The organism is Labrys sp. Lb11 (assembly GCF_057554225.1).
Genome location: NZ_BAAJOT010000010.1, coordinates 106,897 through 126,439, shown reverse-complemented (window position 1 = coordinate 126,439; position 19,543 = coordinate 106,897). Strand labels below are relative to the sequence as shown.

The following is a 19,543-nucleotide window of genomic DNA, read 5'->3' as shown; positions in this document are numbered from 1 at the left end:
ATGGCCTTCTGGACCAATCTCACCGATCCCGAGACCTATGCCTGGATGGCGTGGACCTGGCAGGTGGCCCTGTTCTTCGGGGCGATCGCCTTGCTCCTGGTGATCTTCACCCTGCTCGGCGTCTACCGCCCGGAGACCGAGCGGGTCGGCATCCTGTCGATCCCGACCACGCGCGGCGACCGGCTCTTCATCAGTCTTCTCGGTTCGGCCTTCATCCACGTCTTCTGGCTGGCGCTGGCGCCCGCCGGCCTCGAGCTGTGGTGGGCCTCCCTGCTCTCCCTCGTCTATGCCGCGGCGGTGTTCCGCTGGGTCTGAACGGGGCTGGGAATGCCTCGGGCGGGTTTCCCGCCCTGGGCCAAACGTCGCACAACGGGATGGAGGAAACCCAACATGCGTCGCACCTGTCGAAATGCGAGCCTGGCCGCCACGGCGATCGCCCTGGTCCTGGCCGCCGCTCCGGCCTTCGCGGACGAAGCCGCCGCGAAGAAATGGATCGAAAGCGAGTTCCAGCCATCGACCCTGTCGAAGGAGGATCAGCTGAAGGAATTGCAGTGGTTCATCAAGGCCGCTGAACCGTTCAAGGGCATGGAGATCAACGTCGTCTCCGAGACCATCGCCACGCATGAATATGAGTCGAAGGTGCTGGCGAAGGCGTTCTCCGAGATCACCGGCATCAAGCTCACCCACGACATCATCCAGGAAGGTGACGTGGTGGAGAAGATCCAGACCCAGATGCAATCGGGCAAGAACATCTATGACGGCTGGATCAACGACTCCGACCTGATCGGCACGCATTTCCGCTACAAGCAGGCCGTCGACCTCACCGACTGGATGGCCGGCGAGGGCAAGGACGTCACCAATCCCGGCCTCGACGTCGACGACTTCATCGGCAAGTCGTTCGGCACCGCGCCCGACGGCCACCTCTACCAGCTCCCCGACCAGCAGTTCGCCAACCTCTACTGGTTCCGCTACGACTGGTTCACCAATCCCGACTACAAGGCCAAGTTCAAGGCCAAGTACGGCTACGATCTCGGCGTGCCGGTGAACTGGTCGGCCTATGAGGACATCGCCGAGTTCTTCACCAACGACATCGGCACCATCGACGGCGTCAAGGTCTACGGCCATATGGACTATGGCAAGAAGGATCCCTCGCTCGGCTGGCGCTTCACCGATGCCTGGCTGTCGATGGCCGGCAACGGCGACAAGGGCATCCCGAACGGCCTGCCCGTCGACGAGTGGGGCATCCGCATGGAGGGTTGCCGGCCCGTCGGCTCCGACATCGCCCGCGGCGGCGACACCAACGGTCCGGCGGCGGTCTACGCCATCACCAAGTACCTCGACTGGCTGAAGAAGTACGCCCCGCCGAACGCCCAGGGCATGACCTTCAGCGAGTCCGGCCCGGTGCCGGCGCAGGGCAACATCGCCCAGCAGATCTTCTGGTACACCGCCTTCACCGCCGACATGGTCAAGCCGGGCATCGCGGTGATGAAGGCCGACGGCACGCCGAAATGGCGCATGGCCCCCTCGCCGCACGGCTCCTACTGGAAGGACGGCATGAAGCTCGGCTACCAGGACGCCGGCTCGCTGACCCTGCTCAAGTCCACCCCGGTCGACCGCCGCAAGGCGGCCTGGCTCTATCAGCAGTTCATCGTCTCCAAGACCGTGTCGCTGAAGAAGAGCCATGTCGGCCTGACCTTCATCCGCGAGAGCGACATCTGGGACAAGAGCTTCACCGAGCGGGCGCCCCAGCTCGGCGGCCTGATCGAGTTCTACCGCTCGCCGGCCCGCGTGCAGTGGACCCCGACCGGCAACAACGTGCCGGACTACCCCAAGCTCGCGCAGCTGTGGTGGCAGAACATCGGCGACGCCTCCTCCGGCGCCAAGACGGCGCAGGAGGCGATGGACTCGCTGGCCGCCGCGCAGGACTCGGTGATGGCCCGCATCGAGAAATCGGGCGTGCAGGGCGACTGCGGCCCGAAGCTCAACCCGAAGACCTCGGCCGAGGACTGGTACAAGAAGGCCGAGGCCGCCGGCACCATCGCGCCCCAGCGCAAGCTGGAGAACGAGAAGCCGAAGGGCGAGACCATCGACTACGACACCCTGATCAAGTCCTGGCCGGCGACCCCGCCGAAGAAGGGCTGATCACCGGCGCAGCCGGACGACATGACGGGAGGAGGCCGGGGGAAACCCCGGCCTTTTCTTTCCCGACGTTGGGTTAGCGGCAGCCTCTTCCAGTGCATTCCTTGTCCGGCGCCGCCGGTGGGCACGTCGTTGCCGCCCCCGCCGGCGAGCGTATCGTCGCCTGTGCCGCCGCTGAGCGTGTTGGCGCCGGTGCTGCCGGCAATGGTGTCGGCCACCGCCGAGCCCGTGACGTTCTCGATGCCGACCAGGGTGTCCGCGCCCTGGCCGGTGGCCGTGCCGTCGGCAAGGCCACCAGGGAGAAGGGCGGCCGCCGCTGGCGCGGGGGCACCTCCTGCGCGCCCGTGAGCGATTGCGCCGATCCGCGAGAACATTTGATCATTTGCTCTCACTTTCGACATATGCTCCAATGACGGTCGGCCAACGAGGTTTCCAAGAACAATGAGCACCAGCGGCGGCCAGACCCTTTCCACCCTGTCTGAGAGCGAGCGGTCCCGGCTCGACGACGCCGCACGGGCCGGCTGGCTCTACTACATCGCCGGCAACACCCAGGACGAGATCGCGCGCAGGCTCAACGTCTCGCGGGCGACGGCGCAGCGGCTGGTGTCGCTGTCGCTGCAGGAACGGCTGATCACCGTCCGGCTCGAGCATCCGATCGCCGCCTGCATGGAGCTGGCGACCCGGCTGCGCGAGCGCTTCGCGCTCAGCCTGTGCGAGGTGGTGCCCGACACCGGCACCTCGCAGAGCACCACCGTCGGGGTAGCCGAGGCGGCCGCCGCCCTGCTGGAAGCGAAGCTGCGCGACGCCCGCCCGACCATTATCGCCCTCGGCACCGGGCGCACGCTGCGCGCGGCGGTCGAGCAGGTGCCGCCGATGGATTGCCCCGGCCACCAGCTCGTCTCCCTGGTCGGCAACATCTCGCCGGACGGGTCGGCCAGTTCGTTCAACGCCGTGTCGCGCCTGACCGACATCACCAGGGCGCGGCATTTTCCCATGCCTCTGCCGACCTTCGTCGCCTCCCCGGCGGAACGCGAGCAGTTCTTCGGCATCGACGCCGTCCGCCGCCTGCACGCCGTGGCGGCACTGGCCGACATCCGCCTCGTCGGCGTCGGCCAGATCGACCTGCAGGCGCCGCTGCACGTCGACGGCTTCCTGCTGCACGACGAGGTCATCGACCTGATGCGCCGCGGCGCCGTCGGCGAGATCACCGCCTGGGCGATCGACGCAGAGGGCAACGTGATCGAAGGCGGCACGAACGAGCGCGTCACCAGCGTGCGCCTGACGGTGCCCGCCGACGGCCTCGCCATCGGCGTCGCCACCGGCATGGCCAAGGTCCCCGCCATCCGCGCCGCCCTGCGCGGCCGCCACCTCAACGGCCTGATCACCAACGAGGTGACGGCCAGGGCCCTGCTCGGCAGCTAGAGCCCGGCCCGAACGCCGGCGGCCGAGGATCAGCCCGAGCAGTCTCCCGCGGCCGTCGCCACGGGAGACTGCTCGGCTTCTACAGCGCAAGCAGGTCGAGGAGAACCTGCCTGGGGATTTTCGTCCATCCGGCAGGAGCCGATCGCCGCCAAGATCAAGATGCGGCGACGCACCGGGCGGCGAAAAGACCCGGCGATTTTCGGGCCAGGCTCTGAAGGCGGCAGGGTGCGGACCGAAACGGGATACGGCGCGCAAGGCCTTGCCGATATCGTCCGCCTTGCGCCCGCAGCTTGCGCGGAACCGCGCCCGATATCCGCCCGTTCCACCACGCACACCCCGCGATTTCGCGGCGCAGCGACGATTCCGCGTTGACAGTCCGAACAAAGGATGTGAGCATTCGCTCAACTAAAGAGCATATGCTCAATCAGCGGGAGGACCCTATGAAGCACCTGATCGGCGCCCTGATGGGCGCGGCCTGCCTTGTCACGGCCACGTCGGCCCTGGCCGAGACCCTGACCATCGCCACCGTCAACAATGGCGACATGATCCGCATGCAGGGCCTGACCGAAGACTTCACCAAGGCCAATCCCGGCATCGAGCTGAAATGGGTGACGCTGGAGGAGAACGTCCTGCGCCAGAAGGTCACCACCGACATCGCCACCAAGGGCGGCCAGTTCGACATCCTGACCATCGGCACCTACGAGGTGCCGATCTGGGCCAAGAAGGGCTGGCTGGTGCCGCTCGACAATCTCGGCGCCAGCTACGACGTCGACGACCTGCTGCCGGCCATCCGCTCGGGCCTGTCGCTCGACGGCAAGCTCTACGCCGCGCCGTTCTACGGCGAGAGCTCGATGACCATGTACCGCAAGGACCTGTTCGAGAAGGCCGGGCTGACCATGCCCGAGAAGCCGAAATGGGACTTCATCGTCGACGCGGCCAAGAAGCTGAACGACAAGGCCAACGGCGTCTACGGCATCTGCCTGCGCGGCAAGCCGGGCTGGGGCGAGAACATGGCCATCCTCGGCGTCATGGGCAACTCGTTCGGCACGCGCTGGTTCGACGAGAACTGGCATCCGACCTTCGACGGGCCGGAATGGAAGGAGATGCTGACCACCTACGTCAACCTGATGAAGGAGGCCGGCCCGCCCGGCGCCACCTCCAACGGCTTCAACGAGAACCTGGCCCTGTTCAACTCCGGCAAGTGCGCGATGTGGATCGACGCCACCGTCGCCGCCGGCTTCGTCACCGACCCCAAGGAGTCGAAGGTCGCCGACAAGGTCGGCTTCGCCCTCGCGCCGGACAAGGGCCTGGGCAAGAGCGCGAACTGGCTGTGGGCCTGGTCCCTGGCCATCCCGGCCAGCACGAAGAAGGTCGAGGCCGCCGAGAAGTTCGTCGCCTGGGCGACCAGCAAGCACTACACCGAGCTGGTGGCCGAGAAGGAAGGCTGGGCGCACGTGCCCCCGGGCACCCGCAAGTCGCTCTATGAGAACCCGAAATATCTGGAAGCCGCGCCCTTCGCCAAGCTGGTGCTGGAATCCATCAACATCGCCGACCCGAAGAACCCGACGGTCAAGCCGGTTCCCTATGTCGGCGTGCAGTTCGTCGCCATTCCCGAGTTCCAGGGCATCGGCACCCAGGTCGGCCAGCAGTTCGCCGCGGCGCTCTCCGGCGCCTCCACGGTCGATGCCGCCCTGCAGACGGCGCAGCGCTCGACCGAGCGCGAGATGAAGCGCGCCGGCTACATCAAGTAGACGAACCTCCCGTCGGGCGGCGACTGCCGCCCCACCTGCCACCCGGCCCGCCAGAGCCGGGTGGCCCTTCCGCACGGGCCTCCCGGCCACCTCTCCGCGGGACAGCGACCTGCGGCCGGTCTCGGAGGGAGCGATCCCGGGCAGCATCCGACGACTTGTTTCAAAGCGCCTCCGCCCGAGCGGCGGGTCGAGTCCAAGGAGGACGAGGGCATGGCGACGCAGCAGACCCGTACGCTCGGGCGCATCCTGATCTCGCCATCGGTCGGGCTGCTCCTGTTCATCTCGCTCGTGCCGCTGGCCGCGACGATCTACTTCTCCTTCCTCAACTACAACCTGCTCGACCCTACCACGCAGAGCTGGGCGGGCTTCGAGAACTACACCTATTTCCTTACGGACCCCGCCTTCCTCACCTCGCTCTACAACACCCTGGTGCTGGTGGGCTCGGTGCTGGTGATCACCACCGTGCTCGGCACGCTGGTCGCCCTGCTGATGGACCAGCAGATCGTCGGCCTCAACCTCGTCCGCCTGCTGGTGATCGCTCCCTTCTTCATCATGCCGACCGTGAGCGCGCTGGTGTGGAAGAACCTGATGATGCACCCGGTGTCCGGCATGTTCGCCTGGATCGCCACCTCGCTCGGGCTCCAGCCGATCGACTGGTTCGCCGAGGCGCCGATGACCGCGATCATCATCATCGTCTCCTGGCAATGGCTGCCCTTCGCCTCGCTGATCCTGCTCACCGCCCTGCAGTCGCTCGACGGCGAGCAGAAGGAAGCGGCCGAGATGGACGGGGCCGGCGCGCTGTCGACCTTCTTCCACATCACGCTGCCGCACCTGGCCCGGCCGATCACCGTGGTGATCCTGATCGAATCCATCTTCCTCCTGACGGTGTTCGCCGAGATCTTCGTCACCACCAATGGCGGCCCGGGCCTGCAGACCACCAACCTCGCCTACCTCATCTATTCGAGGGCGCTGCAGCAATACGATATCGGCGGCGCATCGGCCGGCGGCCTGGTCGCGGTGGTGCTGGCCAACATCGTCTCGATCTTCCTCGTCCGCCTCGTCGGCAAGAACCTGGACGCCTGAGCCATGGCCCGCGCAATCAGCCCCACCCGCAAGGCGATCACCACGGCCGCGGCCTGGATCGTCGCCCTGATCATCGCCTTCCCGATCATCTGGATGGTGATCACCAGCTTCAAGACCGAGCTCGAGGCCTTCTCGCTGCCGCCGAAGTTCCTGTTCTTCGAGTGGACGACGGAGAACTATGCGCTGGTGCAGCAGCGCAGCGACTATGTCCACCATGCGCTGAACTCGCTGATCATCGCCGGCGGCTCTGTGCTGCTCGCCCTGGTCATCGCCGTCCCCGCCGCCTGGTCGATGGCCTTCGCGCCCAGCGAGCGCACCCGCGGCACCCTGTTGTGGATGCTCTCCACCAAGATGATGCCGCCGGTCGGCGTGCTGGTGCCGATCTACCTGTTCTTCCGCGACTGGGGCCTGCTCGACAGCCGCGTCGGCCTGATCGGCCTCCTGTGCCTGGGCAACCTGCCGATCGTGGTGTGGATGCTGTACACCTACTTCAAGGAGATCCCCAAGGACATCCTGGAAGCCGCCCGCATGGACGGGGCGACCATCGGCAAGGAATTGATCTACGTGCTGACGCCGATGGCCGTGCCCGGGATTGCTTCGACCTTGCTGCTCAACTTCATCCTGGCCTGGAACGAAGCCTTCTGGACCCTGGCGCTCACCACCTCGGAGGCGGCGCCGCTCACCGTGTTCATCGCCTCCTATTCCAGCCCCGAGGGTCTGTTCTGGGCCAAGCTCTCGGCTGCTTCCACCCTCGCAATCGCGCCGATCCTGGTCCTCGGCTGGTTCAGTCAGCGCCAGCTCGTGCGCGGCCTCACATTCGGCGCCGTCAAGTAGGAGCTTTCGACATGGGCAGCATCACCCTCAAGGCCGTGCGCAAATCCTTCGGCTCCGTCGACATCATCAAGGGCGTCGACCTTGTCATCGAGGACAAGTCCTTCGTGGTGTTCGTCGGCCCGTCGGGCTGCGGCAAGTCCACCCTGCTGCGGTTGATCGCCGGGCTGGAGGACATGACTTCCGGCGCCATCGCCATCGACGGCGCCGACGTCTCCGCCCTGCCGCCGGCCAGGCGCGGCCTGTCCATGGTGTTCCAGTCCTATGCGCTCTACCCGCACATGACGGTACGCTCCAACATCGGCTTCGGCCTGAAGATGGCCAACATGCCCAAGGACAAGATCAAGCAGAAGGTCGAGGCGGCCGCGGCCAAGCTGAACCTGACCAGCTATCTCGACCGCCGGCCCGGCCAGCTCTCCGGCGGCCAGCGCCAGCGCGTCGCCATCGGCCGCGCCATCGTGCGCGAGCCCAAGGCCTTCCTGTTCGACGAGCCGCTCTCCAACCTCGACGCGGCGCTGCGCGTGCAGATGCGCCTGGAGATCGCCAGCCTGCAGAAGACGCTCGGCACCACGGCGATCTACGTCACCCACGACCAGGTCGAGGCCATGACCATGGCCGACAAGATCGTGGTGCTGAGCGCCGGCACGGTCGAGCAGTACGGCTCGCCGCTTGAGCTCTACGAGCGCCCCGCCAACATCTTCGTCGCCGGCTTCATCGGCTCGCCGAAGATGAACTTCATCGACCAGCCGGCCGTCACCGCGCAGCACGGCGCCGCCACCATCGGCGTGCGCCCCGAGCATATCGCCGTCAGCGCCAACGGCCAGACCGGCTGGCCGGGCAAGATCGCCATCGCCGAGCATCTGGGCAGCGACACCTTCCTGTATGTCGACAGCGATGTCGGCCGGATCACGGTGCGCACCACCGGCGAGCTCGGGCTGCGCACGGGCGACATGGTGCGCCTCGTGCCCGACCCCGCCCGCATCCACCGATTCGATGCCGCCGGCAAGGCGATCCGGACGTGAGGACGCCGCCGCCGGGTCCGGCGCGGACCAGTTGCGGCGCCGGGCATTCCTCCCTCCGGGGAGGGGTTGGGGGTGGGGACCATCGGCGGAAGGCGCCCTCCGTTCACCATGGCCCCCACCCCACATCGTCCACGATCCGCGATGAGCTGTTGCCAACGCCCCATGCTTCGCGCCAAACACATGTCGTGAAGGGTCGCAATCGGTTGCGCTGATCGTTTCGCCCGTGGGGAAAGGGAAAAGGAGGTTTCTGATGTATCTGAACAAGTTCAAGCTCGACGGTCGCGTCGCCCTGGTGACCGGTGGCGGTCGCGGCATCGGCGCGGCTTGCGTCGAAGCCCTGGCCGAGGCCGGCGCCAAGCTGATCATCGCCGATTTCGACGCGAAGGTCGCCGAGGAAGGCCGCGACGCCCTGCGGAGCAAGGGCTTCGAGGCGGAGATCGCCCTGATGGACGTGACCAACCCCACCCAGGTCACCCAGGTGGCGGACGCCGTCGTCGCCAAGCACGGCAAGATCGACGTCCTCGTCAACAATGCCGGCATCGCCCGCTCCGAGACGCCGGCCGAGACCGTCACCGACGAGCACTGGCTCAACGTCATCGACGTCAACCTCAATGGCGTGTTCTGGTGCTGCCGCGCCTTCGGCAAGCACATGCTGGCGCAAAAGTCCGGCTCGATCGTCAATATCGGCTCGATGTCCGGCTTCATCGTCAACAAGCCGCAGGAGCAGAGCTACTACAACGCCTCCAAGGCGGCGGTGCACCACCTCACCAAGTCGCTGGCGGCCGAGTGGGGCGCGCGCGGCGTTCGCGTCAATGCCGTGGCACCGACCTACATCAACACGCCGCTGACCGCCTTCGCCAAGTCGAAGAAGGAGATGTTCGACGTGTGGATGGACTACACGCCGATGCATCGCATGGGCGAGGTCGACGAGATTGCCTCGGTCGTGCTGTTCCTCGCCTCCGACGCCGCCAGCCTGCTGACCGGCTCGATCGTCCTGGCCGACGGCGGCTATACCTGCTGGTGAGAACGCCACCCCGCCCCTCTCCTGACCGGGAGCGGGGCGGGGGCGGCTCTGTCCTCGGAGCGGACGCCGCCACCGCTCCCCGCCGGTCTCCGGCGCCGGCGGGGTAAATGGAAACAGTCCATACAATTCAAGCGCTTGCCGTGGCGAGCGCATCAATTCAGTGCACTGTCACCGGAATCCCGATTGCCTGGGAATTCCAGCCCGAGCCAGAAATGACAGCAGGCCATCCGAAAAGCGTCGCCGATTGCCTCGCCCCCCAATTCCGGGATCGCCGCAATCCCACCGCGCGCCTCACCCGCCGTCGAGCACGCTCGAGGCGATCGCCAGGGCCTCGGCATAGCCCTCGGCCAGCGTGCCGAAGCCGATGCGCATGTGCTCGGGCGCGTCGAAGCAGTCGCCGGGCGCCACCAGCACACCGGCGCGGGCCAGGGCCTCGCACCAGGGCCGGCTGTCGCGGCCGTCCCTGAACCAGGGGAAGGCGACCGTTCCGCCGGCCGGCTTCACCCAGGCGAGGCTGTCGGCGTGGCGATGCATGAAGCCTTCGAGCAGGGCGAGGTTGGCCGTCGCCACCTTGGCCAGCCGCGACAGGATCGCCTGGCGGTGCCGCAGCGCCACGACCGCCACCGCCTCCAGGATCGGCGAGCCGCTGATGGTGAAGTAGCTGCGCGCGTCGATGATGCGCTTGCGCCGCTCGGCATCGGCGTCGATGATCCAGCCGATGCGCAGGCCGGCCAGCGACAGCGCCTTCGACATGTCGCCGATGACGATGACATTGCTCGCCCCGGCAGCCGATATCGCCGCCTCGCCGAAGGAGAGAGGGTGGTAGACCTCGTCGACGACCAGCGGCGCGCCGCGGCTGGCGAGCGCATCCGCCAGGACCTCGATCTCCGCTCGCGGCATGGCCGATCCGGCCGGATTGTGCGGCGTGTTGACCAGGACGAGGCCGGTGTCGGCATCTGCCGCCTCCAGCACCTGCCGCGCGGTCTGGACGAAGCCGTCCTCGCGCCGGAGCCGGCAGGATCGCGGGACGAGGCCCCAGGCCTTCGCCATGGCATCGAAGCCGGGAAAGGCCGGCACCGGCGTGACGATGCTGGCGCCCGGCCTCGCCGCCAGGCAGAACAGGATCGACAGCGCCTCCGAGGCGCCGGTGGTCGCCACCACCCAGTCCGGGTCGACCCCGGCGAAGGTGCCGATCGCCTCGCGCAGGGCGCGGCTGCCCTCGGCGGGCGCGTAGCCGATCTTGACGCCCTCCAGTTCCGCCAGCGCGTGACGCCCTTCCAGGGCCAGGACCTCGCCCAGGCTCCATTTCGGCCCGGTGCTCGAGGCGAGGTCGTAGCGGATCGGTGGCGTCGCGAAGGCGTAGGCGGCGAGCCAGCGGTCGAGCAGGAACGGCGGCAGATCCATGACGGGCTCCTTGGCTGGAAAGGCAGCGGACCGGCTCAGCCGGCCGCGTCGGCGAGGGCGTAGTCCAGCACCAGGATGCCGTCGACCCCGCCGGTTGCCGCGCCCACCAGCATGGCGCCGACCTTGGCATGATCCGGGTCGGCGAGATAGCGGTCCCGCGCCGCGGCATCGACGAAGTCGACCGCGAAGCCATGGGTGTAGCCGCGCCCCAGGCCCTCGGGCGAGAGATCGGCTCCGGCCGAGATCGACTCGATGCCCGGGATGGCCGTCTTCAGGGCATGGAGGGCGGCGAAGATCTCGGCGATCCTCGCAGCCGTCACGTCGGGACGGAAGCGGACCAGGACGATATGACGGATCATGCAGCTTCTCCCGAACGCAGATTGGCCGCCGGCAGCGGCGGCTTGCCGAGGATGATATCCGATCCCTTCTCGCCGATCATGATGGTCGGCGCGTTGGTGTTGGAAGAATTGACCCGCGGCATGATCGAGGAGTCGCACACGCGCAGCCCCTCCAGCCCGCGCACCTTCAGCTCCGGCGTCACCACCGCCATCGCGTCGGTGCCCATCTTGCAGGTGCCGGCCGGGTGGTGGTCGGTCTTGCAGCTGGCGAAGGTGTACTCGGCCAGGTCCTGCTCCGTCACCGCCGCCGGCCCCGGCATGCGCTCGGCCAGGATGAACGGCTCCAGGGCCTTCTGGCGCATGATCTCGCGGCCGATCCTCAGGCCCTCGATCGACATGGCCCGGTCGTGCGGGTCGGCCCAGTAGTTCGGATCGATCAGCGGGGCGTCGGCCGGGTCCACCGATTTCAGCCGCACCGTGCCGCGCGAGCGCGGCCTGAGATAGGCGGTGTTGAGCGTCACCCCGGCGTTCCTGAGCTTCGCCACGCCGGCCTCGATGCCGGAGCCCGAGCCGAGATGGAACTGGATGTCGGGATTGGGATCGCTGCGGTCGGCGTGCCAGAATCCGCCGGTCTCGAACAGGGTCGAGGCCACCGGCCCCTTCTTGAACAGGATGTACTGCATGCCCGCCCACAGGGTGCGGTGCAGCTTGGCGACATTGTCGTAAGTGTGGTCGCCGGTGCACTCGCAGATCACGTAGAGGTCGAGATGGTCCTGCAGGTTGCCGCCGACGCCGGGAAGGTCGTGCACCACCGGCACGCCGGCGGCGGCGAGGTGGTCGGCCGGCCCGATGCCCGACAGCAGCAGCAGCCGCGGCGAGCCGATCGCGCCGGAGCTGACCACCACCTCGCGCTCGCAGCGCAGCACCGTCCGGCCGGAGCCCTCGGCGATCTCGACGCCGACCGCCCTGCCCTGCTCGACGACGATGCGCAGCACCGCCGCGCCGGTCCTGACCGTCAGGTTCGGGCGATGCCGCACCGGCTTGAGATAGCCGCTCGCCGCCGAGGAGCGCCGGGCGTCGCGCACGGTCACCTGGTAGTGGCCGATGCCGGCCTGGCGCGCGCCGTTGAAATCGGGATTATAGGGGATGCCGTATTCCTGCGCCGCCCGGATGAAGGCTTCGTTGATCGGCAGCGGGTTGACCGGCACCGACACGCCGATCGGCCCGCCCGAGGCGTGATAGGCGTCGGCGAAGCGCTGGTTGTCCTCGGCCCGCCGGAAATAGGGCAGGACGTCGGCGTAGGACCAGCCGGGACAGCCCTCCTCATAGGCCCAGGCGTCGTAGTCGGCCGGGTTGCCGCGGGTGTAGAGCTGGGCGTTGATCGAGGAGCCGCCGCCGATCACCTTGGCCTGGGTGTAGCGCAGCACCCGGCCGTTGAGGTGGCGCTGCGGCACCGTCGACCAGCCCCAGCTGGCGATGCCCTTGGTCATCTTGGCGAAGCCCGCCGGCATGTGGAACAGGGGATGGCGGTCGGTGCCGCCGGCCTCGAGCAACAGCACGGAGATCGCCGGATCCTCGCTGAGGCGCGCCGCCAGGGCGCACCCCGCCGGTCCACCGCCGACGATGATGTAGTCGACCATGCCCATCTCCCTAAAGTCTCGGTATCGACAGCCCGCCGTCGCAGGCGATGACGGAGCCGGTGGCGAAGGCGAAGGCGCCCGAGGCCAGTCCCGCCACGGCCCGTCCGATATCCTCCCCCTCGCCCCAGCGCCCCGCGGGCACCAGGCCGGCGGCGATCCGTTCGTCGTACCGGGCGGCGACGCCGGCGGTCATGTCGGTGCGGATCACGCCCGGCTGCACCTCGAACACGCCGATTCCGTCCGCGGCGAGGCGCACGGCCAGGACCTTCGCCCACATCGACAGCGCCGCCTTCGAGACGCAATAGTCAGCCCGCTCCGGCGAGACCATGCCGGCGCTGACGGAGGTGACGAAGACGATCGTGCGGGTTCCCGTCCCGCCGAGCATGGCCCGGGCCGCGGCCTGGCTGAAGAAGGCGGCGCCGCGAGCATTGACCCCGAGCACGAGGTCGAAGCTCGCCGGCGGCAGATCCAGCATGTCGCCGCGCACCGGCGTGCCGATGCCGGCGTTGGAGACGAAGCAGTCGAGCCGGCCGAAGCGCGCCGTAACGCTGTCGATCAGGGCCGCATGGGTCTCGACAGCCGACGCGTCGTGGCGGTGGAAGGCGGCCGCCGCGCCCTCGGCCTCGAAGGCCCGGCGCGCCTCGGCCGCCGCCTCGTCGTCGACGATGTCGGTGAAGGCGATGTCGTGGCCGGCCCGCGCCAGCGCGACGCCGATGGCCCGGCCGATGCCGCGCCGCGCACCGGTCACCAGGGCCACGGGCCGGGTCCTTCCTGCGGTCGTCATCGTCCCAGCTCCGTTTCGCGGATATGCGCGGCCGTCCGCAATGCCAGCGCCGCGACGGTCAGCGATGGGTTCACCGCCGCCGAGGTCACCAGCACCGAGGCATCGGCGACGAACAGGTTGCGATGCTCGAAGGAGCGGCCGAACCCGTCCAGCGGCGCCGTCGTCGGATCGTTGCCCAGGCGGATGGTGCCGCACTGGTGCGAGGGCGTGCGGCGGTCGAACAGATGGGTCAGGACCAGCGGGAACCCCGCTTGCCTGAGGCTGGCCCGCATCCGCGCCTTGAGGCCGCGATGCGCCGTCATGTTGGTGCGCCGCCAGTCGAGCACGATCCGGCGTCCGTCCACCCGCACCCGGCTCGACGGGTCGGGCAGGTCCTCCGACATGATCAGGAAGTCGACCGTCTTGCGGCTCAGCGCCTGCAGCAGCCGCTCCGGCGCCCAGGTCAGGTCCGATTTCAGGATGGTGCCCGACACCCGCCCGAGCAACTGGACATTGCCGAGCGGCGGCCCGCCCCGCCCGTCGCCGAGGTAGAAATCGTTGAGGCCGAAGGTCTTCTGGTAGACGCTGTCATTGGTGAAGCGCGGGTCGACCGCCAGCATCGCCGTCAGATTGTGGTTCATGAAGTGGCGGCCGACGAGGTCGGAGCGGTTGCCGACGCCCGACACCAGCATCAGTGCGGCCGAGCGCACCGCCCCGGCGGCCAGCACCACGGTGCCCGCTGCGACACGGCGGGTCTCGCCGCCCTGCTCGTACTCCACCGCCTCGATGCGCCGGCCGTCGCCCGAGGCGAGCAGCCGCGTCGCCTCGGCGCCGCTCTCGATGCGGACATTGTCATAGGCCAGAGCCGGCAGCAGGGCGCAGGTCTCCGCGTCCATCTTGCCGCTGCGCGCGTCGGGAAAGGCGTCCCATGGCGTGCGGCCATGGCTCAGCCATTGCGCGATGTCGACGCCGAGCGGCAGCGAGAACGGCCTGAGGCCGACGGCCCGCAGCCGCGCCCGCACCCGGGCGATCGCCGGCTCGTCGGGCACCGGCGGATGGGCGTAGGGCTGGCCATGCGCCGGCTCGGTCGGATCCTCGCCCAGGATGCCGCGCACCTGGTAGAGCTGCTCGGCCGCATCGTACCAGGGGGCGAGCTCGCCGTAGCGGAACGGCCAGGCCGGGGCGTCGCCGTCGGCATGGGCGATGCCGTCGAAGTCCTCGGCGCGGTAGCGCGTCAGCACCGCCCCGTAGAACTTGCTGTTGCCGCCGTGATAATAGTAGTTGCCCGGGTTGAACGGGCGCCCGGCCGTGTCGAACCAGTTTTCGTGCGGCCGGAAGACGCCACGCTGGAAGATCGCCCGCGCGTCCCGGTTCTCAGGGCGTGCCGGCAGCTGGCGCCCCTTCTCCAGGATCAGGATCGAGGCCCCGGTGGGCGCCAGCGCATGGGCCAGCGTCGCCCCGCCCATGCCCGAGCCGATGACGAGGATGTCGGGGGAGGTCATGGGGATCGGAGCCTCCGGCACCGGCGCGGCGCGCCGTCCCCGATCGCTCCGTGCCTCACAGCCGCTTGCCCGTCGCCGGGTCGAACACCACGGCCTTGTCGAGGTTGAAGGCGAAGGGCATGGTCTGGCCGGCCTTGACGTCGGCGTCGGAGCGCATGCGCGCCGTCACCTCCTTGCCGCCGATATGGGTCACCACGAAGGTGTCCGAGCCCGCCGGCTCGACGATCTCGACCCGTGCATCGACCACCTCGACAGCCCTGGAGTTGCGGTCGGCGCCGTCGCGGTCGGTGATCGCCTCGGGCCGGATGCCGAGGATCAGCTCGCGCCCGGCGCCGAGCGGGCCCGCGGCGATCGAGCCCGGCACGGGCAGCGTGATGTCGCCGCCCGAGCCGTTGACCAGCTTGAGCACGGCGCGTCCGTTCTCCTCCGCCGTCTTGGCCTTGATCAGGTTCATGGCTGGCGAGCCCATGAAGTCGGCGACGAACAGGTTGGCCGGCCTGTTGTAGATCTCCGACGGCGTGCCGACCTGCTGCAGCTCGCCGTCCTTGAGCACGGCGATCTTGGTGGCCAGGGTCATCGCCTCGATCTGGTCATGGGTGACGTAGACGACGGTGGTGCCGGTGGTGGCGTGCAGGCGCTTGATCTCGACGCGCATGTCGACGCGCAGCTTGGCGTCGAGGTTCGACAGCGGCTCGTCGAACAGGAACAGCTTGGGGTTGCGCACCAGCGCCCGGCCCATGGCGACGCGCTGGCGCTGGCCGCCCGAGAGCTGCGAGGGCTTGCGGCCGAGGAGATGGCCGATCTGCAGCGTCTTGGCCACGGTCTCGACCGCCTTGTCGCGCTCGGCCTTCGGCACCCCGCGCATCTCCATGCCGAAGGCGATGTTCCCCGCCACCGTCATGTTGGGGTAGAGCGCGTAGCTCTGGAACACCATGGCGATGTCGCGCTTGGAGGGATGCAGGCCGTTGATCGGGTTGCCGTCCACCCGGATCTCGCCCTCGGAGATGGTCTCCAGGCCGGCGATGGTGTTGAGCAGCGTGGACTTGCCGCAGCCCGACGGCCCGACCAGCACCAGGAACCCGCCCTTGTCGAGGTCGATGTCGATGCCCTTCAGGATCTCGATGGTGCCGAAGCGCTTCTTGAGATTGCTGATTTCCAGGAAGGCCATGGGTCTATCCTTTGACCGCGCCTGCCATCAGCCCGCGCACGAAGTAACGGCCGGCGACGACATAGACGAACAGGGTGGGAAGGGCGGCGATGATCGCGGCCGCCATGTTGACGTTGTACTCGACGACGCCCGTGGAGGTGTTGACCACGTTGTTGAGCGCCACCGTCATCGGCATCACGTCGCCCGAGCCGGCATAGGCGGAGGCGAACAGGAAGTCGTTCCAGATGTTGGTGAACTGGTAGATCACCGTCACCACGAAGATCGGCAGCGAGTTCGGCAGGATGATGCGCCGGAAGATCTGGAAGAAGCCGGCGCCGTCGACCTGCGCCGCCTTGACCAGTTCGGTCGGGAACGCCTCGTAGTAGTTGCGGAAGAACAGCGTGGTGAAGCCGAGGCCGTAGACCACGTGGACGAAGACCAGGTTCACCGTCGGGTTGCCGAAGCCGAGCGTGGTGCCGATGAGCCCCTGCAGCTGGTTGCCGAAGCGGCCGAACTCGCCCAGGATCGTCGCCATCGGCAGCAGCACCGACTGGAACGGGATGAAGCAGGCGAACAGCATCAGGCCGAACACCAGCTTGTGGCCGCGGAAGCGCCACTTGGTCAGCACATAGCCGTTGAGCGCGCCGAGCACGGTGGAGATCAGCACCGCCGGCACGACCATCTTGATCGAGTTCCAGAAGTAACCCTTGATGCCGGCGCAGGTCAGGCCGACGCAGGTCTCGCCCCAGGCCCGGCCCCAGGCGGTGAAGCTCGGGCTCTGCGGCAGGCTGAGCATGTTGCCGCCCTGGATCTCGTCCATGGTCTTGAACGAGGTGACCAGCATGACGAAGAGCGGCACCAGGTAGACCAGGGCGAACAGGCCGAGCAACCCGTAGATGAAAATGCGGGTGACGAGGGAGCCGCCGGCCGGCCCCGAAATGTCGCGGGTCGCGGCGCTCATCGGCCCTTCTCCCTCAGCTCGGAATAGAGGTACGGCACGATGATGGCGCTGATCGTCATCAGCATGATCACGGCGCTGGCCGAGCCGATCGCCATCTCGTTGCGCTTGAAGGTGTATTCGTACATGAAGTTCGACGGCAGCCAGGCCGAGCCGCCGGGCCCGCCGCTGGTCAGCGCCACGACCAGGTCGTAGGACTTGATCGCCATGTGGGCGAGCACGATGAAGGCGGACAGGAACACCGGCCGCAGCATCGGGATGATGATCCGCCGGTAGAGCTGGGCGGTGGTGGCCCCGTCGATCTGCGCCGCCTTGACGATCTCGCCGTCGATGCCGCGCAGGCCCGCCAGGAACATCGCCATGATGAAGCCCGAGGCCTGCCAGACGCCGGCGATCACCACGGTGTAGATGACGTAGTCCTTGTTCTTGATCCAGTCGAAGTGGAAGCTGGTCCAGCCCCAGTCGTGCAGGGTCTTCTCCAGGCCGAGGCCGGGATCGAGGAACCACTTCCAGGCGACGCCCGTGACGATGAACGACAGGGCGAGCGGGTAGAGATAGATCGGCCGCAGGAAGCCCTCGCCGCGGATCTTCTGGTCGAGCAGGATGGCGAGCAGCAGCCCGAAGGCCAGGCACAGGCCGATATAGAGGACGGCGAAGATCCCCATATTGGTGACCGAGGTGTACCAGCTCGACGGCGGGTTGCTCTCGAACGTCCAGCGCCACAGGCGCTGATAGGCGCGCGCGCCGGTCAGCTCGTAGTTCGGGAACGTCTTGGAATTGGTGAAGGACAGATAGATCGTCCACAGGATGAAGCCGTAGACGAAGACGATGGTCGCCGCGAAGCTCGGCGCCAGCACGATCTTGGGCAAGGCATCCTGAAGACGCCCGCGCAGAGAGGTGCGCGGCAGCGTCCGTTCGCGGGTCACCGTCCCGGTGGTCGCCAAGGTCATGGCGTGCTCTCCTCCCCTGGAAAGCGGCGGGTGTCTCGCATCGCACCCGCGGCAATTACTCTACGGCATAGAAGCAGGTGTCACGGAGCGTCTCTCTGACGACGCCCTCGCGCAAGCGCGACGATCCCCCGCACGCAACGTCACGGGCGGACCTGATCCGCCCGTCCACGCGGACGCATCATCGACGGCGGGGACGGCCGGGACGGGCCCGGCCATCGCGAGTGTCGCGGCGACGAGAGAGGCCGAGGCCTCGTCCCGCCCGCTTCCTCACTTGGCGTCGTCGATCGCCTTCACCAGTTCGGCCACCGCCTCGTCCGAGGTCTTGATCTGGTCATGGACGAACTTTGTCACCACGTCCTTGTAGGCGTTGGCCACCGCCGGGGGGGCACCATAGCCCTGGGCCAGCGAGCCGAACAGCGTGCCGCCCTCGTTGGCCTTCTTCAGGTCGGCGATGCCTTTCTTGCCGCAGGCGTCGAAGTCGGTGTCCGGCACGTCGGTGCGGGCGGGAACCGAGCCCTTGACCACGTTGAAGGCCGACTGGAAGCTCTTGGACAGCGTCGCCTTGGCGAGCGCGACCTGCGCCTCCTTGCGGTCGGCCGGCACGTCGAACATGCCGAACATGTCGGAGTTGTAGATCACGCTGCCGTCGGTGCCGGGGAAGCGGTAGCACAGGAAGTCGGTGCCCGGCGTCTTGTTCGCCGCCTTGAACTCGCCCTTGGCCCAGTCGCCCATCACCTGCACCAGCGCGTCACCCTTGATCACCATGGCGGTGGCCAGGTTCCAGTCGCGGCCGGAGAAGTTCGGGTCGACATAGGCCTTGAGCTTGCCGAGGTTGTCGAAGGACTTCTTCATGGTGTCGGACTTCAGCGCCTCCTCGTCGAGGTCGTTGAAGGCCTTCTTGTAGAACTCCGGACCGCCGGTCGACAGCACGACGCTGTCGAACATGGTGGCCTCCTGCCAGTTCTGGCCGCCGAGGGCGAGCGGCACGACGCCGGCCGCCTTGGCCTTGTCGAGCAGGGCGATCAGGTCGTCGAAGGTCTTGGGCTCGGTGCCGCCGATCTTGTCGAACACCGCCTTGTTGATCCACAGCCAGTTGACGGAGTGGACGTTCACCGGCGCGGCGACCCACTTGCCGTCATAGACCGAGAATTTCTGCAGGGCGGCCGGCACGGCCTTGTCCCAGCCCTCGGCCTTCGCCGTCTCGGTGAGGTCGCCCATCTTGCCGGCCGCCGCATAGTCGAGCACGGTGTAGCCGAGCATCTGCGAGGCGGTCGGATAGTTGCCGGCCGCGACCATCGCCTTCAGCGCCGTCATGGCCGCGTCGCCGCCGCCGCCGGCGACCGGCACGTCCTTCCAGGTGAAGCCCTGCTTGGCCAGATCCTGCTTGAGGACGTTCAGCGCGGCCGCTTCGCCGCCCGAGGTCCACCAGTGCAGCATCTGCACTTCCTTGGTCTGCGCCTGCGCCGGGCTGACGAAGGCAGCCGTGGCGGCGAGCAGTGCACCGACCATCCATGTCTTGCGTACGGTCATCGTTCTCCTCCCGTGACCTGATGCCGGAACCGTTCCGGC

At 67.9% G+C, this 19,543-nt stretch carries 18 protein-coding genes; 8 read left to right on the top strand and 10 right to left on the bottom strand.

Annotated elements, in window-relative coordinates; genetic code table 11:
- Together AC27L4_RS30935 and AC27L4_RS30930 are read left to right on the top strand one after the other, a co-directional pair.
- Positions 1-315 carry a DUF2160 domain-containing protein gene (locus AC27L4_RS30935; protein WP_487146511.1) on the top strand — a complete coding sequence of 105 codons (315 nt, stop codon included), beginning with the start codon at positions 1-3 and terminating at the stop codon, positions 313-315.
- Positions 316-390: 75 nt separating this feature from the next.
- Entirely contained in the window at positions 391-2,142 is a 1,752-nt protein-coding gene (locus AC27L4_RS30930; RefSeq protein WP_487146510.1) for an ABC transporter substrate-binding protein, read from the top strand.
- On the opposite strand, the gene AC27L4_RS30925 is transcribed toward AC27L4_RS30930, so the two are convergent.
- Positions 2,091-2,513 carry a hypothetical protein gene (locus tag AC27L4_RS30925; RefSeq protein WP_487146509.1) on the bottom strand — a complete coding sequence of 141 codons (423 nt, stop codon included), beginning with the start codon at positions 2,511-2,513 and terminating at the stop codon, positions 2,091-2,093. The two genes, AC27L4_RS30930 and AC27L4_RS30925, sit on opposite strands and share 52 nt — an antisense overlap.
- Positions 2,514-2,580: 67 nt before the next feature.
- On the opposite strand from AC27L4_RS30925, the gene AC27L4_RS30920 reads away from it, so the two are divergent.
- The 6 genes from AC27L4_RS30920 (at position 2,581) to AC27L4_RS30895 (ending at position 9,272) form a co-directional block, all read left to right on the top strand.
- Entirely contained in the window at positions 2,581-3,561 is a 981-nt protein-coding gene (locus AC27L4_RS30920) for a sugar-binding transcriptional regulator (RefSeq protein WP_487146508.1), read from the top strand.
- 440 nt (positions 3,562-4,001) lie between these two features.
- Entirely contained in the window at positions 4,002-5,312 is a 1,311-nt protein-coding gene (locus AC27L4_RS30915; RefSeq protein ID WP_487146507.1) for an ABC transporter substrate-binding protein, read from the top strand.
- Between the two features lie 210 nt (positions 5,313-5,522).
- Entirely contained in the window at positions 5,523-6,395 is an 873-nt protein-coding gene (locus AC27L4_RS30910; RefSeq protein ID WP_487146506.1) for a carbohydrate ABC transporter permease, read from the top strand.
- 3 nt (positions 6,396-6,398) lie between these two features.
- A complete protein-coding gene (locus tag AC27L4_RS30905) occupies positions 6,399-7,229 on the top strand; it encodes a carbohydrate ABC transporter permease (RefSeq protein ID WP_487146505.1) in 831 nt (276 codons plus the stop codon).
- Between the two features lie 11 nt (positions 7,230-7,240).
- Entirely contained in the window at positions 7,241-8,248 is a 1,008-nt protein-coding gene (locus AC27L4_RS30900) for an ABC transporter ATP-binding protein (RefSeq protein ID WP_487146504.1), read from the top strand.
- A 250-nt stretch (positions 8,249-8,498) separates the two neighbouring features.
- Complete coding sequence (locus AC27L4_RS30895) at positions 8,499-9,272, top strand: SDR family NAD(P)-dependent oxidoreductase (protein ID WP_487146503.1); 774 nt, start codon at positions 8,499-8,501, stop codon at positions 9,270-9,272.
- Positions 9,273-9,563: 291 nt separating this feature from the next.
- Here AC27L4_RS30895 and AC27L4_RS30890 read toward each other — a convergent pair whose 3' ends face one another.
- The 9 genes from AC27L4_RS30890 to AC27L4_RS30850 all read right to left on the bottom strand — a co-directional run bounded on the left by AC27L4_RS30890 (position 9,564) and on the right by AC27L4_RS30850 (position 19,483).
- On the bottom strand, positions 9,564-10,676 hold the full coding sequence (locus tag AC27L4_RS30890; protein ID WP_487146502.1) for a pyridoxal phosphate-dependent aminotransferase: 1,113 nt from the start codon (positions 10,674-10,676) through the stop codon (positions 9,564-9,566).
- A gap of 35 nt (positions 10,677-10,711) precedes the next feature.
- Positions 10,712-11,035 carry a Dabb family protein gene (locus tag AC27L4_RS30885; RefSeq protein WP_487146501.1) on the bottom strand — a complete coding sequence of 108 codons (324 nt, stop codon included), beginning with the start codon at positions 11,033-11,035 and terminating at the stop codon, positions 10,712-10,714.
- Positions 11,032-12,654, bottom strand: coding sequence for a GMC family oxidoreductase (locus tag AC27L4_RS30880; RefSeq protein ID WP_487146500.1), 1,623 nt, complete (start codon positions 12,652-12,654; stop codon positions 11,032-11,034). Before AC27L4_RS30880 ends, AC27L4_RS30885 begins: the two co-directional genes overlap by 4 nt.
- Positions 12,655-12,664: 10 nt before the next feature.
- Positions 12,665-13,438, bottom strand: a complete 774-nt coding sequence (locus AC27L4_RS30875) for a 3-ketoacyl-ACP reductase (RefSeq protein ID WP_487146499.1) — start codon at positions 13,436-13,438, stop codon at positions 12,665-12,667.
- Positions 13,435-14,919 (bottom strand): GMC oxidoreductase, encoded by a 1,485-nt coding sequence (locus AC27L4_RS30870; protein ID WP_487146498.1) that lies wholly within the window; start codon positions 14,917-14,919, stop codon positions 13,435-13,437. Before AC27L4_RS30870 ends, AC27L4_RS30875 begins: the two co-directional genes overlap by 4 nt.
- Positions 14,920-14,974: 55 nt before the next feature.
- Positions 14,975-16,087, bottom strand: coding sequence for an ABC transporter ATP-binding protein (locus AC27L4_RS30865; protein ID WP_487146497.1), 1,113 nt, complete (start codon positions 16,085-16,087; stop codon positions 14,975-14,977).
- A gap of 4 nt (positions 16,088-16,091) precedes the next feature.
- Positions 16,092-17,027 carry a carbohydrate ABC transporter permease gene (locus AC27L4_RS30860; RefSeq protein ID WP_487146496.1) on the bottom strand — a complete coding sequence of 312 codons (936 nt, stop codon included), beginning with the start codon at positions 17,025-17,027 and terminating at the stop codon, positions 16,092-16,094.
- Positions 17,024-17,974: a carbohydrate ABC transporter permease gene (locus AC27L4_RS30855; RefSeq protein ID WP_487146495.1), complete on the bottom strand. Its 951-nt coding sequence runs from the start codon at positions 17,972-17,974 to the stop codon at positions 17,024-17,026. Before AC27L4_RS30855 ends, AC27L4_RS30860 begins: the two co-directional genes overlap by 4 nt.
- A 267-nt stretch (positions 17,975-18,241) precedes the next feature.
- Positions 18,242-19,483 carry an ABC transporter substrate-binding protein gene (locus AC27L4_RS30850; RefSeq protein ID WP_487146663.1) on the bottom strand — a complete coding sequence of 414 codons (1,242 nt, stop codon included), beginning with the start codon at positions 19,481-19,483 and terminating at the stop codon, positions 18,242-18,244.
- Between the last annotated feature and the right edge of the window lie 60 nt (positions 19,484-19,543).